This window comes from Streptomyces sp. NPDC017448, from assembly GCF_044330565.1.
GTDB lineage: Bacteria > Actinomycetota > Actinomycetes > Streptomycetales > Streptomycetaceae > Streptomyces.
Genome location: NZ_JBIRLM010000023.1, coordinates 79,123 through 100,996, shown reverse-complemented (window position 1 = coordinate 100,996; position 21,874 = coordinate 79,123). Strand labels below are relative to the sequence as shown.

The window sequence follows — 21,874 nt, the reverse complement described above, 5'->3', positions numbered from 1 at the left end:
CGTGGCCTGTGACCTGTGGCTGGTCCCCCTCGTCGACGTGCTGTGCCACAGCCCCGACAATCCGTTCGCCGAAGAGATCGCCCTCTACGACAAGGCGCTGAACGACGCCGGGCTGCCGCCCGTCCCCGTCTACGCCTACATGCCGGGCCTCAACGGGGACGTCGCCCCCGTGGCGGGCTTCGACTACGACGCGCTGCACTTCCTGCGCCGTGCCTACCTGCTCCAGCTGAGCGGCCTCGCGGTCACCCCCGTCGACGGCCTGGACGGTGAGTACGAGCGGCTGCTGGAGATGTTCGAGCAGGGCGCCCAGCAGTCGCACCTGGTCTGGCACTACGACCACGCCGGGGCGTACGTGCCGGTGGACTTCCCGGCCCCGCTCTCCGACGACGCGCTCCTGGCGGGCGGCGGACCGCTGGGCTCCGCCCACGGGCTGCTGCGGGAGCTGGAGTTCGTCGCCCCGGCCATCGGCATCGACCCGGCCAACCCCCCGGCCGCCCCGCAGCCCCCCTCCGGGCCCACCGCCCTGGAGGAGCCGGCGGCCCCGATCCCCTACGACGACAGCCCGTTCGCCCGCGAACGCCACGTCTGGCTCGGCCTCCACGCGGCGGCGACCCGCAGCCTGGCGCAGGGCTCGATGATCATCTTCAGCTGAGGCCCGTGGGCCGGGGCGTCGAGCTCCGGCCCGTCCGGCGGGCCCGGGGCGTCGAACCCCGGCCCGCCCGACGGGGGAGGGGCGCGGGCCCGCGGGGCGGCGCCCCCGCAGCCCCGTCCCCCGCCCCGGCGGCCCTCACCGGGGCGACTCCGGCGGCCGCTGCCGCGGCATGTTCGGCCGGGCCGCCACCGACGGCATGGAGAAGCGCCCCGGCGCCGCCCCCGGCTCCCCCCGCCCTCCGGTGCTCCCCGAGGCCAGGGCCTGCATGCCCATCGGCGCGGGCCCGGCCCGGAACTCCACCATCCAGTCCGCCGTCTCCGACCGCACCAGGTCGGTCACGTCCTCGGAGAACCTCCGCAGCACCCCCAGGCACCGCTCGGTCGCCTCGCTGGCCGTGCCCTCGGTCGGCCCCAGCACCTCCCGTACGCACTCCGACGCCCAGTCGAACTGGAGCACCTGGAGCCGCCGCTGCACCGCCTGGGCCGTGGCGAGGTTCCTTATCCAGCCGGAGGTGAGGCCGAAGTACCGGTCGCAGGCCATGCAGGCGGCCCCCAGCAGCAGCGACAGGTAGCCCCAGCCCGCCGAACCGCTCAGCGTCCCGGTCAGGTCGAGCAGCGGCAGCGCGGCCCCGGCGACCACCCCGGCGGCCGTGCCCGTCCGCAGCCCCCGGGCGGCCCGCCGCTTCCAGACGCGGTCCTTCAGATACCAGTCGGCGGTCTCCAGCGCGCCCGCCTCGACCCAGCGGTAGAGCTCGTCGAGCCGCTCGGCCGGCTCGCCCCAGTCGCCGAGGGGGAACGGTCGCCCGGTCAGGTCCCGCCCTCCGGCGCGGCCACCGGTGCGGCCGTCCTCGCCTTCCCGGGCGGGGGGGCCGGAAGCGGCCACGGAACGCGCAACTCCGTTTTCACCGGATCCCGCGTCGGACTCCTTGCGGGGCGGCCCCTCGGGCTGCTGATCCGGCTGACTCACCGGGGCACTCCTCTGCACTCTGACGGACGGACGGACGCGTGGGGCTTCCCGGCCCCGGAGCCGGGGCCGGACCCGGCCGGCCCCGGACCTGGCCGGGCCCGGAGGGGGCGGAGCGGTCCGCGTGACCGAGAACTTCTGAAACCTGTGAGGGGTAACTCTGCGTCACCGCACAGGCACGCTCGCGTGTCGATGTGTATGCCCTTCCTACCGCCGAATGGTGGGCCATGGGGTCGAAATCACGGGATTACCGCCTGTGCGGGGACGCTGGTCAGGTATAGGAGCGCTCACACCGGTCCGCGAATCTCACCCGAAAGAGTTGCTCCCCGGCGGGTGGAGCGCCGTTCCCGGGGAGCACGTAGGCTCGGCTTACCGAAACATTCGTCGTCGAATTGCCAGGAGTGACCGTGATTCCCGGTGGTGGTCAGCCCAACATGCAGCAGCTGCTCCAGCAGGCCCAGAAGATGCAGCAGGATCTCGCCGCGGCCCAGGAGGAGCTGGCCGGGGCCGAGGTCGACGGACAGGCGGGCGGTGGTCTCGTGCGGGCCACCGTGACCGGTTCCGGCGAGCTCCGTTCCCTGGTGATCGATCCGAAGGCGGTGGACCCGGAGGACACCGAGACGCTCGCCGACCTCGTCGTCGCGGCCGTCCAGGCGGCCAACGAGAACGCGCAGGCGCTCCAGCAGGAGAAGCTCGGACCGCTGGCGCAGGGCCTGGGCGGCGGGGGCGGCATCCCGGGTCTGCCGTTCTGACCCCACCGGAGCCGGGCGGCCCCGCCGGGGCCTACTGGTACCGACCCGTACCCACTACGGTACGGAGCAGGAAGCGAAGAGAGGCGTTCCGTTGTACGAAGGCGTGGTTCAGGAGCTCATCGACGAACTGGGCAGGCTGCCCGGCGTCGGCCCCAAGAGCGCGCAGCGGATCGCCTTCCACATCCTCCAGGCCGAGCCCACGGACGTGCGCCGCCTCGCGCACGCCCTGCTGGAGGTCAAGGACAAGGTCCGGTTCTGCTCCGTGTGCGGCAACGTCGCGCAGCAGGAGCAGTGCGGGATCTGCCGGGACGCGCGCCGCGACCAGACCGTCATCTGCGTGGTCGAGGAGCCCAAGGACGTCGTGGCGATCGAGCGGACGCGGGAGTTCCGCGGCCGCTATCACGTCCTGGGCGGGGCGATCAGCCCCATCGAGGGCGTCGGCCCCGACGACCTGCGCATCCGTGAGCTGCTGGCGCGGCTCGCGGACGGCTCCATCACGGAGCTGATCCTCGCCACCGACCCCAACCTGGAGGGCGAGGCCACCGCGACGTACCTGGCGCGGATGGTCAAGCCGATGGGGCTGAAGGTGACCCGGCTGGCCAGCGGCCTGCCGGTCGGCGGCGATCTGGAGTACGCCGACGAGGTCACCCTGGGGCGGGCTTTCGAGGGGAGGCGGCTGCTGGATGTCTGACGCCTCCGCCGTACCCTCCCGGCCCCCGCACGCGCAGCCGTCCGCCGCGCTGCCCTCTCCGCCGTCCGCCGCGCTGCCCTCTCCGCCGTCCGTCTCGGCGCCCGCTTCGCCGTCCTCTTCATCGTCGTTTGCTTCACCGTCTGTGACCGCGCCCACGGGAGGTCCCCTCGATGTCTGACGCCACGCTGAACTCCGTCACGCAGGACCCGGGCGACTTCGCCGTCCAGATCGCGGACCAGATCAAGACGTTCATCGTCGCGGTCACGGAGGTGTCCAAGGTCGAGGAGCCGGAGGAGGCCGTCCCGGTCCTGCTGCTCCAGGTCTCGCAGCTCCTGCTCGCGGGCGGTCGTCTCGGAGCGTACGAGGACGTCCTGCCCGACGAGCGCTACGAGCCGGACCTCGGGGCGGAGCCCGAGGCGGACGGCCTGCGCGAGCGGTTCGCGGCGCTGCTGGAGCCGATCGACGTCTACTCCGAGGTCTTCGACCCGTACGAGCCCCGCAAGGCCCCGGTCCCGCACCGGATCTCCGACGACCTGGCCGACCTGGTCACCGACCTCGGCCACGGCCTCGCGCACTACGAGGCCGGCCGCACCGCCGAGGCGCTGTGGTGGTGGCAGTTCTCGTACTTCTCCAACTGGGGCTCCACCGCCTCCGCCGCCCTGCGCGCCCTCCAGTCCCTGGTCGCCCACATCCGCCTCGGCCAGCCCCTGGCGGAACTGGACGGTCTGGACACCGACCAGGACCCGGGCGACGACGACCTCGCGGAGGAGGCGGGCCGCGTGATGCTCCAGGAGATCGCGGGCCCCCTGGGGCTGCGGCCGGTGAAGTAGGGACGCGCCCCGCCCCGGCCCCTCCCGGGACGGGCGGGCGGTCAGCGGAACGCGTCGGCGTTCTCCTCGGCCCAGCGGCGGTAGGTGCGGGCCGGCGAGCCGGTGACCCGGGCCACGGTGTCGTGGACGGCCAGCAGCTCGTCGTTGACGTCGCCGCCCATCAGGTCGAGGAGGCTGTTCGCCACCTCGTCCCCCATCGACGCGGCCATCGGCCCGTAGGCCTCCTCCCGGGTGATCCCGATGCAGGCCACCTCCCGTCCCAGCACCCGCCCCAGCTCACCGATCTGCTGCCGGGGCGTGATCGGCCCCGGACCGGTGAGCGGATAGGTCCGCCCCCGGTGGTCCGGCCCGGTCAGGGCCGCGCGGGCCACCGAGGCGATGTCGGCGGGGTGGACGGCCGGCAGCCCGGTGTCCGGGTAGGGCACGCGGACCGCGGACTCCTCGCGTACGGACTCCGCCCACCAGAGGGTGTTGGAGGCGAACTGGGTGGGCCGCAGGACGGTCCACGCCATCCCGCTCTCCCGCAGACGGTGCTCGACGGTGCGATGGGTTCGGGCCGGTCCGAGGTGCGGATGGGTCGCGACGGTGATGGAGGAGACCAGCACCACATGCTCCACGCCCGCGTCCCGGGCGGCGTCCAGGGCCCCGATGTCATCGCCGACGCCCGTGACGAGGAACAGCGAACGCGCCCCTCCCAGCGCGGATTCCAGCGAGGCGGCCCGCCCGAGATCGCCTTCCACCACTTCCACCCCCTCGGGCGTCACCGCCTTGGCCCGTGCCGCGTCACGGCTCAGCACCCGCACGTCGGCCCCGCGGCCTTCCGCGTCCAGCTGCCGTACCAGCTCGCGGCCGACGTTCCCGGTCGCACCGGTCACCACGATCATCGTTGAGCACTCCTCCGTCCGGTCGCCGTCTGTTCGACGAGGGGAACGCTAGAACCCCAACCAGCCTTGAGATCAAGCACGTTGGGCGAGAGTTCGGCCGGTTGACCTCAACCGTGCTTGAGGGGTCACGGTCCTGGTGAACGGCCGACGCGACGGCCGCCCGACCGAGGAGTTTCCGCATGAGCACCCTGACCCCGTCCCCGTCCCCGTCCCCGTCCCCGGTTTCGACTCCGACTCCGGCCCCGGTTTCGATCCCGGCTCCGGCCCCCACCGTCATCGGCGTACCGGCCCCGCAGGAGGACGTCGACGCCATCGTCGCGTTCGTCGCGCGGGTCGAGCACGCCCAGCAGAACGCGCTGCCCGATGACTTCCTGGACGGTTTCCGCGAGGACGCCGTCTGGACCACGGCCCACGGGAAGAGGCTGACCGGCCTGCCGGAGATCAGCGCGTTCACCCGCACGGTGCTGCCTCCGCAGGCGGGCTCCCCGGCGACGGCCACGTACACGGTGGACCTGATCCTCTTCATCCGCCCCGACATCGCGGCGGTCAAGATCCGCCAGCGCCCGGTCTCCCGCCACGACGGCCGCTTCCTGGACGAGGTCTTCCACGGCCAGGAGGACCCCTCCGGGCTCATGTCCGACCACCCCGAGGCGCTCCCCGGCACTCCGACCTACGTACTGGCCAAGGACGACGGCGTCTGGCGTATCGCCGCCGGGCAGAACACCCAGGTGCTCGACGCGCAGACCCTGACGGCGGGATGACGCACCACCAGGGGGGGAGGGAGGAGGGCGACGGCGGGCCGATCCGGTGTCATATCCGCAGGCCCGCCCGAAGCTCAAGCCCCGAGCTCCGAGCCGCGAGCCCCAAGCTCCGAGCCCTCTTCTGAGGAATGGGTGGTGGGGTTCAACCCACCCGCCCTCCCTTCCCCGCCAGGTTCCGAACCCCTCGCCGACCTGCACGAATTCGATCGCCCATGACGGCAAGTGACCGAGTTGCGCCGGAGCGTAGGCGCGCTCTAGGTTCACGACCAGCAACCCACTATCCATAAAACGGACAACCCCGGTGGTGCTCGCAACACCGACCGGGGTCTGACCGTAAGAGACCGCCTGCTAGAAAGGCTGGATCCCCATGGCTACCGCCAACCTTAGTGCCGTACTGCGCGCGCCCGCCCATCCCATGGCGAAAGCCGGGTACGGAAAGCGCGACGCCCCCGACCAAGCGCCCCGCCGCGCCGACGACTTCGCCGGGCTGGAGCCGCGTGAGGCGGCCCTCGCCGGGTACATCGACCGGCTTCCCGAAGGCGCGGCGATCGGCTACAAGGTGCTGGCCGAGGAGCTGCCGGACTACGGGCAGCAGGCGTGCCGCAGCGGGTTGGACCGGCTGACCCGGCTCGGGCACCTCCGCCGCGTCAGGATGCACATCGCCCTGGCCGACGGCCAGAGGCGCTGGGTGACCCGTACGTACTTCTCCCGCACCGCCCGCGACGCCGACTGGTGGGCCGCCCACGTGCGGTTCGTCCGAGGCGTGGACGCCCCGGGGCAGCCTCCGGCCCCCGCTGCCGCGCCCGCCCCCGCCCCCGCTGCCGCGCCCGCACCCACTGCCGCTGCCGCGCCCGCGCCCGGCTCCGCGCCCTCCGGTGCATCCGCCGCCCCCGCCGCCCCCGCCGCCACCGAGCCGAACGCGGAACCCGCTGCGGTGCCGGGCGCGCGGCCGGGCGCCGAACCGGAGCCCGGCGTGCGCGCCCCGCGCTCGGAGGCGTACGCCCTCCTCGCCGGGCTCGGCGGCCGGGAACCCCGGCTCCAGCTCTCCGACGGTGAATGCGTGGAGCTGGAACACCTGGTCGGGGAGTGGCTGGCGCGCGGCGCCGGCCGCGAACAGATCGTCCGGGCCCTGACCTCGGGTCTGCCGACGCCCGTGCACTCCGCCGGGCACTTCCTCCGCAAGCGACTGGAGACCAAGATGCCGCCGATGCCCACCCCCGTACCGGAGAACGACCCGCAGAGCGAGCGCATCACCGCGATCGTGATGGTGTGCCTGTTCTGCGACGAGGACGAGACGACGACCACGCTGGACCACGGCGTCTGTGCCGACTGCCGCGCGGCGATCGCCCGCGACGAGGCGCTGGGCCTGACCGGCGACGTACCGGACACGTTCCTGGCCCGGCCGCGCTCCGAGGTCGACGTCGCCGCCCGCATGGCCGAACTCCGCTCGGCCGCCGTCCGCCCGGTCCTCCCGGCCCCGAGGCCGCGTCGATGAGCGTGCGTGAGCTGCCGGTCGGGGCACCATGGAGGCGAGGAGGCGACGTCATGACCCCCAGGACCACCGCCCAGCCCCAGATGAGCACCGAGGAGTTCGAGGAACTCGCCCGCCGGGCCCCCGAACTGGTGCGACTGGAGTTCCTCCACGGAACGGTTCAGGTCAAGCCCGTGCCGAACGGGAATCACGCGGAGATCGTCAAGTGGCTGCAGAAGCTTTGCATGCAGCATCGGCCGGAGCTGTGGCTCTACCCCGAACAAGGCGTCTCCGTCGAGGCGTACCGCAAGGGCCGCGCCCGCCCGGACGGCGTTCTCGCGCCCGACGAGCACTTCGCGGGCGCGGGGGAGTGGGCGGCCCCCGAGGGTGTCCTGATGACCGTGGAAGTCACCTCCCGCGACGCCGACACCAACCGGCGCGACCGGGTCGAGAAGCCCGACGGTTACGCGGCGGCGGGTATCCCCGTCTACCTCCTCGTCGACCGTGAGGCGTGTTCGGTCACCGTCTTCACCGAGCCGGAGAAGGGCACGTACCGCTCCGCCACCACCCGGCCCTTCGGCGCGGTCGTCGAGCTGCCGGAGCCGGTCGGCTTCGCGCTCCACACCGAGAAGCTCAAGGAGTACGCCGACTGAGGGCGCGCCCCGACCGCACCGGGCACCCCGACCCCATCGCGTGCGCCTGCGTACGCCCGCGTACGCCGACCCCACCGCGTACCCCGACTGACCGCTTCGACTCGCCCGGCCGCCCCCGATCGTGTGGGCTGGGACACAAACGGGAGTGGCGGTGGTCCGGCTGGGCAACAGCCCTCTACGAGCGGTTCGGGACGACACGCCGTACCGGGTGATGAGCGGGACATCTCATCATCTGGTATGGACGGGTCGATTCCGGGCTGCTCGTTAGACTGAGCCGACCGCAGTAATGACTGAGCGAGGAGCGCACGTGGGCCTTGTCGTGCAGAAGTACGGAGGCTCCTCCGTAGCCGATGCCGAGGGCATCAAGCGGGTTGCCAAGCGAGTCGTCGACGCCAAGAGGAACGGCAACCAGGTGGTTGTCGTGGTGTCCGCGATGGGCGACACGACGGACGAGTTGATAGATCTCGCCGAGCAGGTGTCCCCGATGCCTACCGGCCGGGAATTCGACATGCTGCTGACCGCGGGTGAGCGGATCTCCATGGCCCTCCTGGCGATGGCGATCAAGAACCTGGGTCACGAGGCCCAGTCGTTCACGGGCAGCCAGGCCGGCGTCATCACCGACTCGGTCCACAACAAAGCGCGCATCATCGACGTGACTCCGGGCCGCATCCGGACCTCGATCGACGAGGGCAACATCGCCATCGTCGCCGGGTTCCAGGGCGTGAGCCAGGAGGGCAAGAACATCACCACCCTCGGCCGCGGCGGATCGGACACGACCGCCGTCGCGCTGGCCGCCGCGCTGGACGCCGAGGTCTGCGAGATCTACACCGACGTCGACGGCGTCTTCACCGCGGACCCCCGGGTCGTGAAGAAGGCGAAGAAGATCGACTGGATCTCCTTCGAGGACATGCTGGAGCTGGCCGCGTCCGGCTCCAAGGTGCTGCTGCACCGCTGCGTCGAGTACGCACGCCGTTACAACATTCCGATCCACGTCCGCTCGTCCTTCTCCGGACTGCGCGGCACCTGGGTCAGCAACGAGCCGCAAGGGGACCAGAAGGTGGAGCACGCGATCATCTCCGGAGTCGCCCACGACGTCTCGGAGGCCAAGGTCACCGTCGTCGGCGTACCGGACAAGCCGGGTGAGGCGGCCGCGATCTTCCGTGCCATCGCGGACGCCGAGGTCAACATCGACATGGTGGTGCAGAACGTCTCCGCCGCGACGACCGGCCTGACGGACATCTCCTTCACCCTCCCCAAGGCCGAGGGTCGCAAGGCCATCGACGCCCTGGAGCGGACCAGGGGCGCCATCGGCTTCGACTCGCTCCGCTACGACGACCAGATCGCCAAGATCTCCCTGGTCGGCGCGGGCATGAAGACCAACCCGGGCGTCACCGCCGGCTTCTTCGAAGCGCTCTCCGACGCGGGCGTCAACATCGAGCTGATCTCGACCTCCGAGATCCGCATCTCGGTGGTCACCCGTGCCGACGCCGTCAACGAGGCCGTGCGCGCCGTGCACACCGCCTTCGGGCTCGACAGCGACTCCGACGAGGCCGTCGTCTACGGAGGCACCGGCCGATGACCGGACACCGCCCTTCGCTCGCGGTCGTCGGTGCGACCGGGGCGATCGGCGGTGTCATGCTCCGGATCCTCTCGCAGCACGCGGACGTCTGGGGCGAGGTCAGACTCGTCGCCTCACCGCGCTCGGCCGGCCGCAAGCTGGCCGTGCGCGGTGAGGAGAGCGAGGTCCTCGCGCTGAGCGAGGACGTGTTCGACGGCATCGACGTGGCGCTCTTCCTGGTACCGGACGAGGTGTCCGCCCACTGGGCCCCGATCGCCGCCGCCCGGGGCGTCGTCGTCGTCGACGACTCGGCGGCCTTCCGGCTCGACGCCGATGTGCCGCTGGTCGTCCCCGAGATCAACCCCCATGCCGCGCGGCTGAGGCCGCGCGGCATCGTCGCGTCCCCGAACTGCACCACGCTGTCGCTGATCGTCGCGGTCGGCGCGCTGCACGCCGAGTTCGGGCTGCGCGAGCTGATCGTCTCCTCCTACCAGGCGGTCAGCGGCGCGGGCCGGGACGGCGTCGCGGCCCTGCGCGAGCAGCTGTCGCTGGTGGCCGGTACGGAGCTGGGCACCCAGCCCGGCGACGTACGCCGGGCCCTGGGGGACATCACGGGCGGCGCGGTCGGCACCGGCGGCGCGCCGGGCCCGTTCGCCGCCCCCGTCGCCCTGAACGTGGTGCCCTGGGCCGGGACGGACGCCGGGGACGGCTGGTCCACCGAGGAGGTCTCCCTCCGCGAGGAGTGCCGCAAGGTGCTGGGCCTGCCGGAGCTGAAGGCCACCGCGACCTGTGTGTACGTCCCCGTCGTCGCCACGCACTCGATGTCCGTCCACGCCCGCTTCGAGAACGAGGTCTCCGTCGACAAGGCGCACGAGATCCTGGCGACCGCTCCCGGCGTGGTGCTGTTCGACAACCCGGCGTCCGGGGACTTCCCCACCCCGTCCGACGTGGTCGGCACCGACCCCACCTGGGTGGGCCGCGTCCGGCGGTCCATGGACGACCCGCATGCCCTGGAAATGTTCCTTTGCGGGGACAATCTCCGAAAAGGGGCGGCTTTGAACGTGGCTCAGATCGCCGAATCGATCGCCGCCGAATTTCCCCGGAGTTGATCGAACTTCTTTTGTAGGATCTGTGAACGCCCTATGAGCAATTCGCTGGTCTGAACCTCTTGAGCTGGGACGTTGTCGTATCCGACGATGATCTCCCGGCCCTCTGCAACCGCACCTCGGCCGGGCTGCGTCTCTGCGGTCACTTTGTGCGTGGCCGGACGCGATGACGGGGCATTTGGGGAAGAGCAGGTACGTATGAGGGCATCTCGCACAGCGTCGAACGTGGCGTGGTCCGCGTACAACCCTGACGGGGGGCAGCGTGTCCAACAGGCGTGGCAGAGGTTCTCGACATCACAGTGGTGGGTCCGTTGCGGGGCGCTTCGGTGCGTCCGCTCCGGCGGCCCCGCGCACCCGGCGGCATGCCGGTGATCGCGCCCATGCCCGCCGCGCGCCCCGCGTCGTTGCCCGCGCAGCGCGAGGGTGCTGACGAGGCGGTGGCAGCTGGAACCACGGTCGACCATCTCACCGAGACCTACCGCGCCCACTACCGCTCCCTGCTCGGTCTCGCGGCCCTGCTGCTGGACGACACCGCGTCGTGCGAGGACGTGGTGCAGGAGGCGTTCATCCGCGTGCACTCCGCGCGCAGCCGGGTGCGCGAACCGGAGAAGACCCTCGCGTACCTCCGTCAGACCGTCGTCAACCTCTCGCGCTCCGCCCTGCGGCGACGCATCCTCGGGCTGAAGCTGCTCTCCAAGCCGATGCCGGACATGGCGAGCGCGGAGGAGGGCGCGTACGACCAGCTGGAGCGGGACGCGCTGATCAAGGCGATGAAGGGGCTCCAGCGGCGCCAGCGGGAAGTGCTGGTGCTGCGCTACTTCGCGGACATGACGGAGGCCCAGGTCGCCGAGGTGCTCGGCATCTCGCTGGGGTCGGTGAAGGCGTACGGTTCCCGGGGCATAGCGGCCCTGCGCGTGGTGATGGAGGCCCAGACGTGAGCGGGCCGGAACAGCGTCGCGAACAGAGCCCTGAGGGCTCCGGGGGCCCCGGAGGCCCCGAGCGCAGGCACGAGAACGACCCGACGGGAAACGGAATTGTGAACCACGGGCCGGAGAAGACTCCGCACACCGATCCGGACCACCCGCACGGGGGAAGCGTGCCGCCCGGGCCGGGCGGTGCCCCGGAACCGGAACCGCCCGCGCGCGGGACCGGGGACGCGGTGGACGGCCCCGGGGGGGAGGGCCCCGAGGAGCCCGGGGAACCAGCGGCAGACGAGCACCCCGCGACAGGCGACCACGCGGACGGCCCCGCGGCGGGCGAGAACCCGGCGGCGGGCGACCACGCCGACGACCGCGTGGCAGACAAGAATCCGGCGGCGGGCGACCACGCCGACGCCCCCACGGCGGGCGAGGTCCCCGAGGGGCGGGCCCGACCCGAGGACGCGCGGAAGCCGAGCGCGCGGGGGGAGGCGGCCGAGCGGAGCGGGGATGGAGGCACGGCCCCTGCCGCGGACACCGGCCCTTCGGCGGGCGAGGCCGCCGAAGCCGGGGACGGAGCGGCCCCCGGCGACGAAGGGGACGACGTTTTCGCCACGCTGACCAGCCTCTTCGCCGCCGACCGAGCAGCCGACCGGTCCGGCGACCCCAGATCCACGGCGTCCGAGGAACTGGACGAGGTCGCCCTGCGCCGCCTGCTGCACGGGGCGGTCCGGGACCTCGAACCCTCCGACGGAACCCTCGACCACCTCCACCGCGCCGTCCCCGCCCGCCGGGCCAGGCGGCGGCAGGCCGTCGTGGGGGCGGCCGCAGCGGTGCTGCTGATCGGCACCGCCGTCCCCGCCTTCCTCCACGTCGCGACCTCGGACGTCGCGTCCACCGCCCGTCCCGCCATCGCCGGCCACGGCGAGCAGGCCCAGGGCGGCAACGGGGACGAGAGCGGGTCCGATGCGCCCGGACGGCAGACCGTGGAACCCACCGACCGCCGGAGCGAGGGCCCTACCGACGAGGCCGACCCGGACCCCAGCCCCACCCAGGGCGAGGGCAGGGATCCCGATGCCACGGCGACGGGCCGGAAGCCCGACCCGGCCGACGTGGACATCGCGGCGCTGCCCGTCTGCGAACCGAGCCAGCTCGGCGTCGCGTCCGCCGGCACGGACGCCCCGGGGGCGGACGGCACGGTCTACGGCAGGTTCAAGATCGCCAACGTGTCCGGCAAGGACTGCACCGTCAGCAGCAACGGCACGGTGGGCTTCACCGCCCTCGGCGCGGCGGACCCGCTCAAGATCGGCGTGGTCCAGCACGCGGCGGGCGACGCGGCCCCCGGCCTGCCCGATCCTTCGCAGGAACCGGGCACGGTGCTGCTGAAGCCGGCCATGGCGTACGAGGTGCGGTTCGCCTGGGTGCCGGCCGACACCTGTCCCACCACGGGCCCCACCCCGAGCCCGACCCCGTCGACGGACGGCGCGGGGGGATCGGTCGGCGACGGTACGGACCAGTCGGGTGACGCGGCCCAGTCCCTGACCGAGGACGGCGGTACGGCGGACGGCAGCATCGCCGTGACGCACACCCCGGAGGCGGGGGCGCCCACGGCGGAGACCACCATCCCCAACGCCTGCTCGGGCACGATCTACCGAACCGGCGTCCTCGCCACGTCGTAGCCGGACCCGTTCAGCGCCCCGCGCCGCCCCCGGCCACCGCAGCCCCCGGCCCGAGCCCCGCCCCGGCTCCCGGGCCCGGCGGTCCGGCTCCCGGGCCCGGCGGTCCGGCTCCCGGGCCCGGCGGTGCGGTTCAGGGCCCCGCGCTCGTCCCGTTCAGCCCAGGAGCAGACGTCAGCGCCCTGTGCGGCCCGAAGCGGCTTCCGCGCCCTCTGGGGCCGGTGCGTCGTCCGGGGTCTGCGACATGTCAGTGACCGCCGCGCGGTCCGAGGCCCGCGAGACCCCCGCGCTTTCCGAGCCCTCCGAGCCCTCCGAGGCTCGCGAGGCATCCGGCCCGCGCGAGGCGTCCGGGCCTTCCGAGCCCTCCGCGACTTCCGGGCCATGCGAGGCGCCCGGGCCCTGCGAGGCCGGTGTGCCCGGGCCTTCCGATCCCTCCGGGACGAGGCCGAGGGCGAGGTCCCGCGTGGCTTCGGCCTCCCTCCGCACCAACCGGAACCACATGAAGAGCACGAACCCGGCGAAGACGAACCACTCGCCCGTGTACCCCAGGTTCTGGAAAGCCTTCAGATCGAGGCCGCTGCCCTCCGGGGCCGCCGCGGGCACCGGCTTCATCGCCCCGCCCGTACCGCCCGCCTCGGGCTCGGTGAGGGTCACCCAGGCGTCGTAGACGTCGTACGGGACGAGGTTCACCAGCGTCGCGGCACTGATCATGCCGAGCTGGCCCCGGGGAAGGCCGCCCCGGACGTCGACGCCGTTGCTGCGGGCGTTCTCGGATGCCTGGAGGTCCCCGGTAACCGTGACCTCGCCCTGGGGCGCGGCGGGCACCCGGGTGTCGCCCGCGGAGCCGGGCAGCCAGCCCCGTACCACCGGCAGGGCCTTGCCGCTGTCCGTACGCAGCATGTTCAGGACGTAGAAGCCCTGGCGGTCGTCGAGTTCCCGGCCGGGCACCAGGAACTGGTCGGCGTACGTGCCGGTGGCGACGGCCGGCCGGCCGGACGTCACCTTGTCGACGGGCAGCAGCTCGTCCAGGGGTTTCGCGGCCCGGGTGCCGGGGTCGGGCTGCTTCTCCGCCTGCTCGTGCGACTGCACGCGGTCCTCGAAGCGGCCGAGCTGCCAGGTGCCCATGAACACGCAGAACGGGATGGCCAGCACGACGAAGAGGTTGATCCCCCACCATCGCGGGGTCAGCAGGAACCGGTACACCCCTCAAAGGTACGGTCCCCCGCCCCGGGTCCCCGGAGCGGGGCCCGCCCTTTATCCGCCTCTTACGCCCGCCCGAGGCCCCGAGAACCCCCGCTCACCGCCCCCGGCCCCGCCGCACGGGAGCGCCGCCCGCCCACCGAGCCGGGCCCCCGTGCCCGGCCCGCCCGGCCGGGGCTCACCCCGCCGCACCGGCCCCCGCGCCTCCTCCCAGGTGTTTCAGGGCGAACTCCAGCTCCAGCCGCACCTGCTTGATCCGCTCCTCCACCACCAGTGAGCCGTGCCCGGCGTCGTACCGGTAGACCTCGTGTACCGCGCCGCGCGCCGCCAGCCGGTCCACGTAGTTCTCCACCTGACGGATGGGGCAGCGCGGATCGTTGACGCCCGCCGAGATGTAGACCGGGGCGCGCACCGCGTCGACGTACGTCAGCGGGGACGACGCCTCGAACCGCTCCGGGACCTCCTCCGGCGTGCCGCCCAGCAGCGTGCGGTCCATCGCCTTCAGCGCCTCCATCTCGTCGTGGTACGCCGTGACGTAGTCCGCGACCGGCACCGCGGCCAGCCCCAGCGCCCAGGAGTCGGGCTGGGTGCCGAGCCCGAGCAGGGTGAGATAGCCGCCCCAGGAGCCGCCCGCCAGCACCAGCCGCTCCGGGTCCGCGAGCCCGGACGCCACCGACCACTCCCGCACGGCCGCGATGTCCTCCAGCTCGATCAGGCCGACCCGGTGCTTCAACGCGTCCGTCCAGGCGCGGCCGTACCCCGTGGAACCCCGGTAGTTGACCCGGACGACCGCGAAGCCGTGGTCCACCCAGGCGGCCGGACCGGAGGCGAAGGCGTCGCTGTCGTGCCAGGTCGGCCCGCCGTGGATCTCGAAGACCGTGGGGAAGGGGCCCTCCCCGGCCGCGGGCCGCTGCACGAGGGCGTGGATGCGACCGCCCGGCCCGTCCACCCACACGTCCTCGACGGGCACGGACGGCGGGGCCTTCGCGCCGGGCGGGTCCAGGACCACGGCTCCGCTCGTGGACCGCACCACGGGCGGCAGGGCGGCCGAGGACCACAGGTACTCCACCGTGCCGTCGGGACGGGCGGTGGCGCTCGACACCGTGCCGGCGGGGGTCTCCACCCGTACGGGCTCCGCCGCCCCGGGCTCGTACCGCCACAGCTCGCTGCGGGCTTCGAATGCGTGCTCGATGAGGAGCGCGGAGCCGTCCGGATACCACTCGGCGCCCACATCGCCCGGCAGGTCGATCGGCAGCGCGGTCTCCGTGCCCGCGACCGGGTCCCAGATCATCGGCTCCCAGCGGCCCCGGCGCTGGTGCCCGACGAGGAGCCGGGCGTCCCCGGCCACCGGGGCGAAGCCCAGCACGGAGAGCCCCAGCTCCTTGGTGCCGCCCTCGGTGTCGTCCAGCTCGGCCACCGTGGAGCCGTCCGGCCGCACCACCCGCAGCGCGGAGTGCATCGCGTCGCCGTGCTCGGTGTGCTCCAGCGCGATCAGGGTGCCGTCGTGGGAGAGGTCCCCGACCCCGGCGGACTCCCGGTGCCGGTAGATCTCCACCGGTTCGCCGCCCGGCTCGCGCACCAGGTGGACGGTGGTGCCGTCCTCGTCCGTCGACCGCCCGACCACCGCCGACCCGTCGCGCCCGAGGGCCAGGCCCGCCGGGTAGGAAGGAGCGAGACCCGGCACGGCCGGCTCGTCCTCCCCGCCGCCGAACGGCTGGCGCATCCACACGCCGAACTCGTCGCCGTCGGTGTCGCTGAACCACCAGATCGCTTCCCCGTCCGGCGTCAGCACCCCGTCGGTGGTCCCGTTGGGCCGGTCGGTCACCTGGCGCTGCCGCCCGCTCGCCCGGTCCCACGCGTACAGCTCGTAGGTCCCGGTGGCGTTCGACACGAAGAGAGAGCGGTCAGGCGCGTCCTCGGCCCAGTCGGGCAGGGACACCCGGGGCGCGCGGAACCGCTGCTCCCACTCCGGCGTGGTCGAGGCGTTCTGTGTTTCGCTCATGCCCTCCATCCAACCCGATCGGCCACCCCGGCGGGGCGCCCTGTGGATAACCTCTTCGCCCACTCCTCCACAGGTCAGCTGATATTCCGCAGGCTGTGGATAACCAGTCGCCTCCCGTCGGCCCTGTGGGTAGCTTTCGGCTCATGTACTCCCCGACTCCTGACGACTGGCGCGCCGCCAACCGTGCGCGCTGGGACGAGCGTGTGCCGATCCACGTGGCGAGCGACTTCTACGGCCTGGACGCGTTCCGGGCGGGCCGGGACGCGTTGCGCGCCTTCGAGCTGGCCGAGGTCGGCGACGTCACGGGCAGGACGCTGCTGCACCTCCAGTGCCATATAGGCGTGGACACCCTGTCCTGGGCGCGGCACGGCGCGAGGCAGGTGGTGGGCCTCGACTTCTCCGAGCCCGCCGTCGAGACCGCCCGGGGCCTCGCGGAGGAGCTGGGCCTGGGGCCGGACCGGGCGGCGTTCGTCGCGGCCGACGTGTACGACGCGCCGTCCGCCGTGCCCGACTCCGCGTACGACATCGTCTACACGGGCCTCGGCGCGCTCAACTGGCTGCCCGACGTCCAGCGCTGGGCCGAGACCGCCGCCTCACTGGTCGCCCCCGGCGGGTTCCTCTACGTCGCGGAGTTCCACCCGCTGACCGACGCGATGGACGCCGAGACCGGTTCGGTGGTCACCGACGACTACTTCAGCCGGGACGCCTGGGTGGACGAGACGCCGGGCACGTACGCCGACGCCGACGCGCCGACGGTGCACAACCGCAGCGTCGAGTGGCAGCACCCGGTGGGCCGGGTGGTGACGGCGCTGGCCTCGGCCGGGTTGCGGATCGAGTTCCTCCACGAGCACGACTCCTCGCTCTTCCAGCGGTTCGACGCGCTGGAACGCCATCCGGACGGCCACTACCGCTACCCGGCGGGGCGGCCGCGCATCCCGCTGATGTACTCGATCAAGGCATCGCGCCCGGTGGAGCACCAGGGCTGACGGCTGAGGGCGATCCGCCGCCCGGGCCTGCTCCGGCCGGTTGTCAGTGGCGGGGGCCACACTCGTCCTCATGACCGACATGACAGGTGGATCGGTGGGCGGAGCCCTGCCCGCGACGGCTTCCGGGGCGACGGCGGGAGCGGTCTCCAGCACGGTGCCGAGGCCGACGACGGCCGCGTTGCGCGGGGTGGTGGAGGCGTACTGGACGGCGGCCGAGGCGCGCGACTGGGACGCGTTCGGGGCGACCCTGGCCGAGGAGGTGGTGTACGAACTGCCGCAGACGCGGGAGCGGATCAGCGGCAGGGAGCGGTATGTGCGGTTCAACCGGGAGTATCCGGGCGACTGGCACGTCCGGGTCGAGCGGATCGTCACCGACGCGGAGGGTCGGCAGGCCGCCGCCCGGACCGGGTTCACCGTGACGGCGGAGCAGGGGGGCGGGCCGTCCCAGGAGTTGGACGCCATCCACTTCTTCACGTTCGACGAGGAAGGGCTGATCACCGGAGTGACGGATTTCTGGCCCGAGTCGTACGAGCCCCCGGCCGGCCGCGAGCACCTGGTCGAGCGGCACTGAGAGAGGCGGCCCACCGGGTGCCCGGCGAACCGCCTCTCCGTGTGCGATCGGCCCTACACCGCCGAGCGGAAGGCGGGCAGGTAGCCGCCCGACTGCCCCGCCGCCTTGGGGTGGTACGAGTTGTGGACCGGGACGGTGACGCTGTGCAGCCAGGCGTCGCCCGAGCACAGTTCGTGCCCGGTGAACTCGTCCACCACGCTGGAGAAGGTGAACCCGGCGTCGGCGGACCGCTTGGCGATGACGCCGTTCAGCACGTCCGACGCGTTGTTGATCGCCCTCCGTTCGCCCTCGGTGAGCCCGGCGACGCAGCGGCCGGAGAGCTGGTAGAAGCGGGGGTAGCCGAGGACCACGACCTGGGCCTGAGGGGCCCGGGCCCGGATGCCGTCGTAGAGCGTGTCGAGGCTGCCGGGGAGGGAGCCGTTCATCTGCGACACGGCGTTGTCCACGCTGTTGACGCAGGTGGCCTCGCTGCCGAGGACGCAGTCCTGCATGACGGCGGCGAATCCGACGTCGTTGCCTCCGGCGGTGACGCTCACCAACGTCGTGGACGCGTCGAGCGCGCCGAGCTGGCGGCTCGCCACGGACGAGGTCGTCGCTCCCGAGCAGGCGACGAAGTCGAAGGAGGCGGGGGAGTTCGCCGCCTGCCACAGATAGGGGTAGGCGTTCGTGCTGCGCCGGCAGTCGCCGCTGCCCGACAGGTAGTCCCCGGCGCCGACGCCCGAGGAGTAGGAGTCACCGAGTGCGACATAGCCGCCCGCGGCGGCCGATTCGTTCGCGGCGGCCGGCCCGGCGGCCCCGAGAGCGGCCGCGGCGGCGAGGGCGAGCGTGATGAGGGAAGCCCGGATTCTGCGTACTGACATGGCTGCAGGCCCTTCGAGGTGTGGGGGATGAGGGGGTGAGCCGTGAGGAGAAACGGGGTTCGGGGGGAGCGATGCAGTTTCTAGCAGCTGGCGGTACCAGCGGGTAATGCCTCTGCGAGAAGTCGTCTGATATGCCCGAATGATCGTTCGGTGACTCATGCTCCGCGCGTAGATAAACCCTCAACTGCGTGTTCTTGCAGGTGAGTTGGAGGAAATCCCGTGCGCCTCGGCGAGGCCGGGAGGGTGGCGTTTCCCGGCCCGGGAGGGGCGGTCTCGGGCGTCGGAAGGGCAGTGGATTCATCCTTACGGGTCAACTCGCTGTCCTCGGGGGCGGGCTGACAGGGGGCGGGGTGCGCGAGGCACGGGGACGCCCGGACCCACCGCCCCGTCGGGGCCGCCGATGTGAGCGGGCACCCGGCCGCCGCCGTGCCCCCGCCCACGACTTCCCGCGGAGGGTAATCACTGATCAACGGATCGTCATATCCTGACGGCCCGGGCGGCCGAGAGCGCCGCGCGTCACCACTCGGAGAGCAGATGGAACCCGCGGTTATCGGGGCGCGCCTCGCGTCCAGCGTCGTGACCCCGCTGATCAAGAAGCTGTTCCTGAACCCGGGGCCAGGGGCGGAACTGGTCGACAAACCGGTCCGGGTCTCCCGGCTCGTGTCCTTCCGCGGGGAGCAGCGGACGCTCTCCGACAACGCGCTGCACCGGATAGCCGGGGAGCTGGTCGAGCGCGCCGTCCAGTCGACCGGCACCGAGGAGCGGCTGCCCAGCTTCGAGGTCCGAGCCGTCACCAACGCCGTCGCTTCGTCGCTGCGGGCCATGGGCACCCTCGACATGGATGACGTACAGGCCGTGAAACTCGGTCACATGGACCTGGCCCGGAGGCTGAGGTCGATGAGCCGGGCGGCCGTGCGGGGACTGTCGGCCGACGCCGTCGAACTGCATGCGAACGTGCTGAACACCGCGTGCCTGCACATCCTGAACTTCTTCACCCAGCGCTCGGCGTTCGTGCCGCGCACCCTGGTGGAGCAGAGCCGAAGCATCGAGGACCTGACGCGCAAGATCGACTTGCTCATCACCCGGGAACCGTCCCCCGCGGACGGACCTTTCGAGGAGCGGTACGCGCGCTACATCACGGACAAGCACGGCAAGTTGAGCATCTTCGGCCTCGACCTGTCCCAGGGGCCGGAGAACTGGCGGCTGGATGTCGCCTACCTCAGCCTCGACGCGGTGGGCGATGCCACCGGGGCCGCCCCCACCCGGCTCTCCGCCGACCAGGTGCTGACCGCGCGGGACCGGGTCCTGCTGCGCGGTGTGGCCGGCTCCGGCAAGACGACGCTCGTCCAGTGGCTGGCGGTCTCCACGACGCGGCGGGAACAGCTGGATCTCTACGGGCTGGTGCCGTTCGTCCTGCCCCTGCGCACGCTCACCCGGGGCGGCGCCCGACTGCCGGCTCCCGACGAGTTCCTGTCGGCGGTGGACTGCCCGATCGCCGCGCTGCAGCCGGTGGGCTGGTTCGACCGGGTGTTGCGGGCCGGCCGCGGTCTCATCCTCATCGACGGCATCGACGAGATCCCGGAGGACGACCGCAACGATGCCCGCCGCTGGCTCCAGGAACTGATCAGCGCCTATCCGGAGAACCGCTGGCTCGTCACCTCGCGGCCCTCCGCCGTCCAGGAGAACTGGCTGAGCGGGGACGACTTCGCCGAAGCGGACCTCGCACCGATGAGCAGGGACAACATCGCCGCTTTCGTGAACCGCTGGCACACGGCGGCCGGGATCAGCGACCAGTACGCCCGCGAACTGTTACGCGCCGTACGGGCCAAGCAGGACCTCGGCCGACTCGCCACCAACCCCTTGATGTGCGGCCTGATCTGCGCACTGCACCAGGACCGCCGCGGCTACCTCCCCGAGGGCCGCAAGGAGATCTACGACGCGGCGCTCTCGATGCTGCTCTTCCGGCGCGACCGTGAACGCGGCGTCTACAAACCGGGCTCGATCCGCATCGGCGAGGCGCACCACATCCAGCTGATCCAGAAGCTGGCCTACTGGATGATCCGCAACGGCCGCTCCGAGATGGACCGCGCCGACGCGGTGGGCCTCCTCGCCCAGACCCTGCCCACCATGCCGAAGGTGGAGGAGCAGGGCACGGCGGAGGAGATCTACCGGCACCTCCTCATCCGCAGCGGCCTGCTGCGGGAACCGAGCGTCCACTCGATGGACTTCATCCACCGGACCTTCCAGGACTACCTCGGCGCCAAGGCCGCCGTAGAAGGGCTCGACTTCGACTTCCTCATCGCCCACGCGCATCTGGACCAGTGGGAGGACGTCATCAGAATGGCCGTCGCCCACTCCCGCCCGACCGAGCGCACCCGGCTCCTGACCGGCCTCGTCCGGCGGACCGACGTCACACCGCACGGGATGAACCGGCTGCACCTCCTCGCCGCCGCCTGCCTCGAACACGCCACAGAGCTCGACCCCGAGGTCCGCGCGGAGGTGCAGGAGTACGCGGGTGCCCTGATCCCGCCCCGTACGCCGGACCAGGCCCGAGCGCTGGTCGAGGTCGGCCCGGTGGTACTGGACCTGCTTCCGCACCCCCCGGACGAGCCGCCGGGCAAGGAGTGGTGGGAGAGGAAGCGGCAGATCGAGGAGGCCGCCGTCGACGACCGCTCGGACGAGGAGAGGGCGGCGGACGAGGCCGTGGAGGAGGCCGCCGACGAGGCCCACTACACGGTGCTCGCCGCGACCCGCATCGCGACCGACGCGGCCATCGACGTCCTCGCCCGCTACCGCGGCCACTACGACCTCCGGGTGCGCCGCGAACTCGTACGGGCCTGGAGCCGCTTCGACACCGATGTCTACGGCGAGGAGGTCATCGCCCACCTCGACGAGGACGACCTCTACTTCCCCGTCTCCAACCTGCCCGAACTGCACGCGCTCAGCAGCTACGGAGGACGCGCCGGCATCCAGATCGTCGGCGACTTCACGGCCGTCGACTTCCTCAACGGCTGCCGCAGGAGGCGGATCACCGACCTCTGGCTGACCGCGGACATCGGCACCTCGTGGCGGTGGCTGCGCGAACTGCCGCAGCTGCGCACCCTGACCGTCGAGACCCCCCTGCCCCACCTGGACGTGGCGCCGATGGCCCCCGTACTGCCGCTGCGCAGGATCTACGTGCCCAGGGGAGTGACGGTCTCCGGCGCCGACGCCCTGCCCTCGTCCATGAAGGTGGTGCGCAGGGGAAGCCGGGCCGGTACGACCGCCCGGCCCGCGGACGGCCGGGGGTAAACGGCTCGCCGTCACGGTGGGGAGGTGCCCTACGATGGCCGCGTTCCGCA

General features: G+C 72.4%; 19 protein-coding genes. 14 read left to right on the top strand and 5 right to left on the bottom strand.

The annotated features are described in order from the left end of the window. Nucleotide 1: 1 nt before the first annotated feature. The gene (locus tag ACH4K1_RS28640) at nt 2–652 is read left to right on the top strand and encodes a hypothetical protein (RefSeq protein WP_398092501.1); all 651 of its coding nucleotides are present in this window, start codon (nt 2–4) and stop codon (nt 650–652) included. A 135-nt stretch (nt 653–787) separates the two neighbouring features. Here ACH4K1_RS28640 and ACH4K1_RS28635 read toward each other — a convergent pair whose 3' ends face one another. After that, a complete protein-coding gene (locus ACH4K1_RS28635) occupies nt 788–1,618 on the bottom strand; it encodes an SLATT domain-containing protein (protein ID WP_228994506.1) in 831 nt (276 codons plus the stop codon). A 404-nt stretch (nt 1,619–2,022) separates the two neighbouring features. Here ACH4K1_RS28635 and ACH4K1_RS28630 point away from each other — a divergent pair, with 404 nt between their 5' ends. From ACH4K1_RS28630 to ACH4K1_RS28620, 3 genes are all read left to right on the top strand, one after another. After that, nucleotides 2,023–2,367, top strand: a complete 345-nt coding sequence (locus ACH4K1_RS28630) for a YbaB/EbfC family nucleoid-associated protein (RefSeq protein WP_398092500.1) — start codon at nt 2,023–2,025, stop codon at nt 2,365–2,367. Between the two features lie 91 nt (nt 2,368–2,458). Beyond that, complete coding sequence (recR, locus tag ACH4K1_RS28625; protein WP_398092470.1) at nt 2,459–3,058, top strand: recombination mediator RecR; 600 nt, start codon at nt 2,459–2,461, stop codon at nt 3,056–3,058. Nucleotides 3,059–3,228: 170 nt separating this feature from the next. After that, nucleotides 3,229–3,888: a DUF5063 domain-containing protein gene (locus ACH4K1_RS28620; protein WP_073768624.1), complete on the top strand. Its 660-nt coding sequence runs from the start codon at nt 3,229–3,231 to the stop codon at nt 3,886–3,888. 41 nt (nt 3,889–3,929) lie between these two features. Here the strand turns inward: ACH4K1_RS28620 and ACH4K1_RS28615 are convergent, their stop codons facing one another. Then, complete coding sequence (locus ACH4K1_RS28615; protein ID WP_398092469.1) at nt 3,930–4,772, bottom strand: NAD(P)H-binding protein; 843 nt, start codon at nt 4,770–4,772, stop codon at nt 3,930–3,932. Nucleotides 4,773–4,951: 179 nt separating this feature from the next. On the opposite strand from ACH4K1_RS28615, the gene ACH4K1_RS28610 reads away from it, so the two are divergent. From ACH4K1_RS28610 to ACH4K1_RS28580, 7 genes are all read left to right on the top strand, one after another. Beyond that, nucleotides 4,952–5,533: an SgcJ/EcaC family oxidoreductase gene (locus ACH4K1_RS28610; RefSeq protein ID WP_398092468.1), complete on the top strand. Its 582-nt coding sequence runs from the start codon at nt 4,952–4,954 to the stop codon at nt 5,531–5,533. Nucleotides 5,534–5,900: 367 nt separating this feature from the next. Further along, on the top strand, nt 5,901–7,028 hold the full coding sequence (locus tag ACH4K1_RS28605) for a hypothetical protein (protein WP_398092467.1): 1,128 nt from the start codon (nt 5,901–5,903) through the stop codon (nt 7,026–7,028). Between the two features lie 50 nt (nt 7,029–7,078). Beyond that, nucleotides 7,079–7,657: a Uma2 family endonuclease gene (locus ACH4K1_RS28600; RefSeq protein WP_398092466.1), complete on the top strand. Its 579-nt coding sequence runs from the start codon at nt 7,079–7,081 to the stop codon at nt 7,655–7,657. Between the two features lie 307 nt (nt 7,658–7,964). After that, complete coding sequence (locus tag ACH4K1_RS28595) at nt 7,965–9,236, top strand: aspartate kinase (protein ID WP_398092465.1); 1,272 nt, start codon at nt 7,965–7,967, stop codon at nt 9,234–9,236. Next, complete coding sequence (locus ACH4K1_RS28590; protein ID WP_398092464.1) at nt 9,233–10,324, top strand: aspartate-semialdehyde dehydrogenase; 1,092 nt, start codon at nt 9,233–9,235, stop codon at nt 10,322–10,324. The genes ACH4K1_RS28595 and ACH4K1_RS28590 overlap by 4 nt, the downstream gene beginning before the upstream one ends. 272 nt (nt 10,325–10,596) lie before the next feature. Then, nucleotides 10,597–11,259 carry a SigE family RNA polymerase sigma factor gene (locus ACH4K1_RS28585; RefSeq protein ID WP_398092463.1) on the top strand — a complete coding sequence of 221 codons (663 nt, stop codon included), beginning with the start codon at nt 10,597–10,599 and terminating at the stop codon, nt 11,257–11,259. A 221-nt stretch (nt 11,260–11,480) separates the two neighbouring features. Next, on the top strand, nt 11,481–12,917 hold the full coding sequence (locus ACH4K1_RS28580; RefSeq protein ID WP_398092462.1) for a hypothetical protein: 1,437 nt from the start codon (nt 11,481–11,483) through the stop codon (nt 12,915–12,917). A 171-nt stretch (nt 12,918–13,088) separates the two neighbouring features. On the opposite strand, the gene ACH4K1_RS28575 is transcribed toward ACH4K1_RS28580, so the two are convergent. Together ACH4K1_RS28575 and ACH4K1_RS28570 are read right to left on the bottom strand one after the other, a co-directional pair. Further along, nucleotides 13,089–14,117 carry an SURF1 family protein gene (locus ACH4K1_RS28575; RefSeq protein ID WP_398092461.1) on the bottom strand — a complete coding sequence of 343 codons (1,029 nt, stop codon included), beginning with the start codon at nt 14,115–14,117 and terminating at the stop codon, nt 13,089–13,091. 175 nt (nt 14,118–14,292) lie between these two features. Beyond that, nucleotides 14,293–16,125, bottom strand: a complete 1,833-nt coding sequence (locus ACH4K1_RS28570) for a prolyl oligopeptidase family serine peptidase (RefSeq protein WP_398092460.1) — start codon at nt 16,123–16,125, stop codon at nt 14,293–14,295. Nucleotides 16,126–16,259: 134 nt separating this feature from the next. On the opposite strand from ACH4K1_RS28570, the gene ACH4K1_RS28565 reads away from it, so the two are divergent. Further along, nucleotides 16,260–17,102: a class I SAM-dependent methyltransferase gene (locus ACH4K1_RS28565; RefSeq protein ID WP_398092459.1), complete on the top strand. Its 843-nt coding sequence runs from the start codon at nt 16,260–16,262 to the stop codon at nt 17,100–17,102. A gap of 190 nt (nt 17,103–17,292) precedes the next feature. Further along, nucleotides 17,293–17,673, top strand: coding sequence for a nuclear transport factor 2 family protein (locus ACH4K1_RS28560; RefSeq protein WP_398092499.1), 381 nt, complete (start codon nt 17,293–17,295; stop codon nt 17,671–17,673). Between the two features lie 53 nt (nt 17,674–17,726). Here ACH4K1_RS28560 and ACH4K1_RS28555 read toward each other — a convergent pair whose 3' ends face one another. Next, complete coding sequence (locus tag ACH4K1_RS28555; RefSeq protein WP_398092458.1) at nt 17,727–18,533, bottom strand: SGNH/GDSL hydrolase family protein; 807 nt, start codon at nt 18,531–18,533, stop codon at nt 17,727–17,729. A gap of 534 nt (nt 18,534–19,067) precedes the next feature. Here ACH4K1_RS28555 and ACH4K1_RS28550 point away from each other — a divergent pair. Next, a complete protein-coding gene (locus ACH4K1_RS28550; protein WP_398092457.1) occupies nt 19,068–21,824 on the top strand; it encodes an NACHT domain-containing protein in 2,757 nt (918 codons plus the stop codon). Nucleotides 21,825–21,874: the final 50 nt, after the last annotated feature.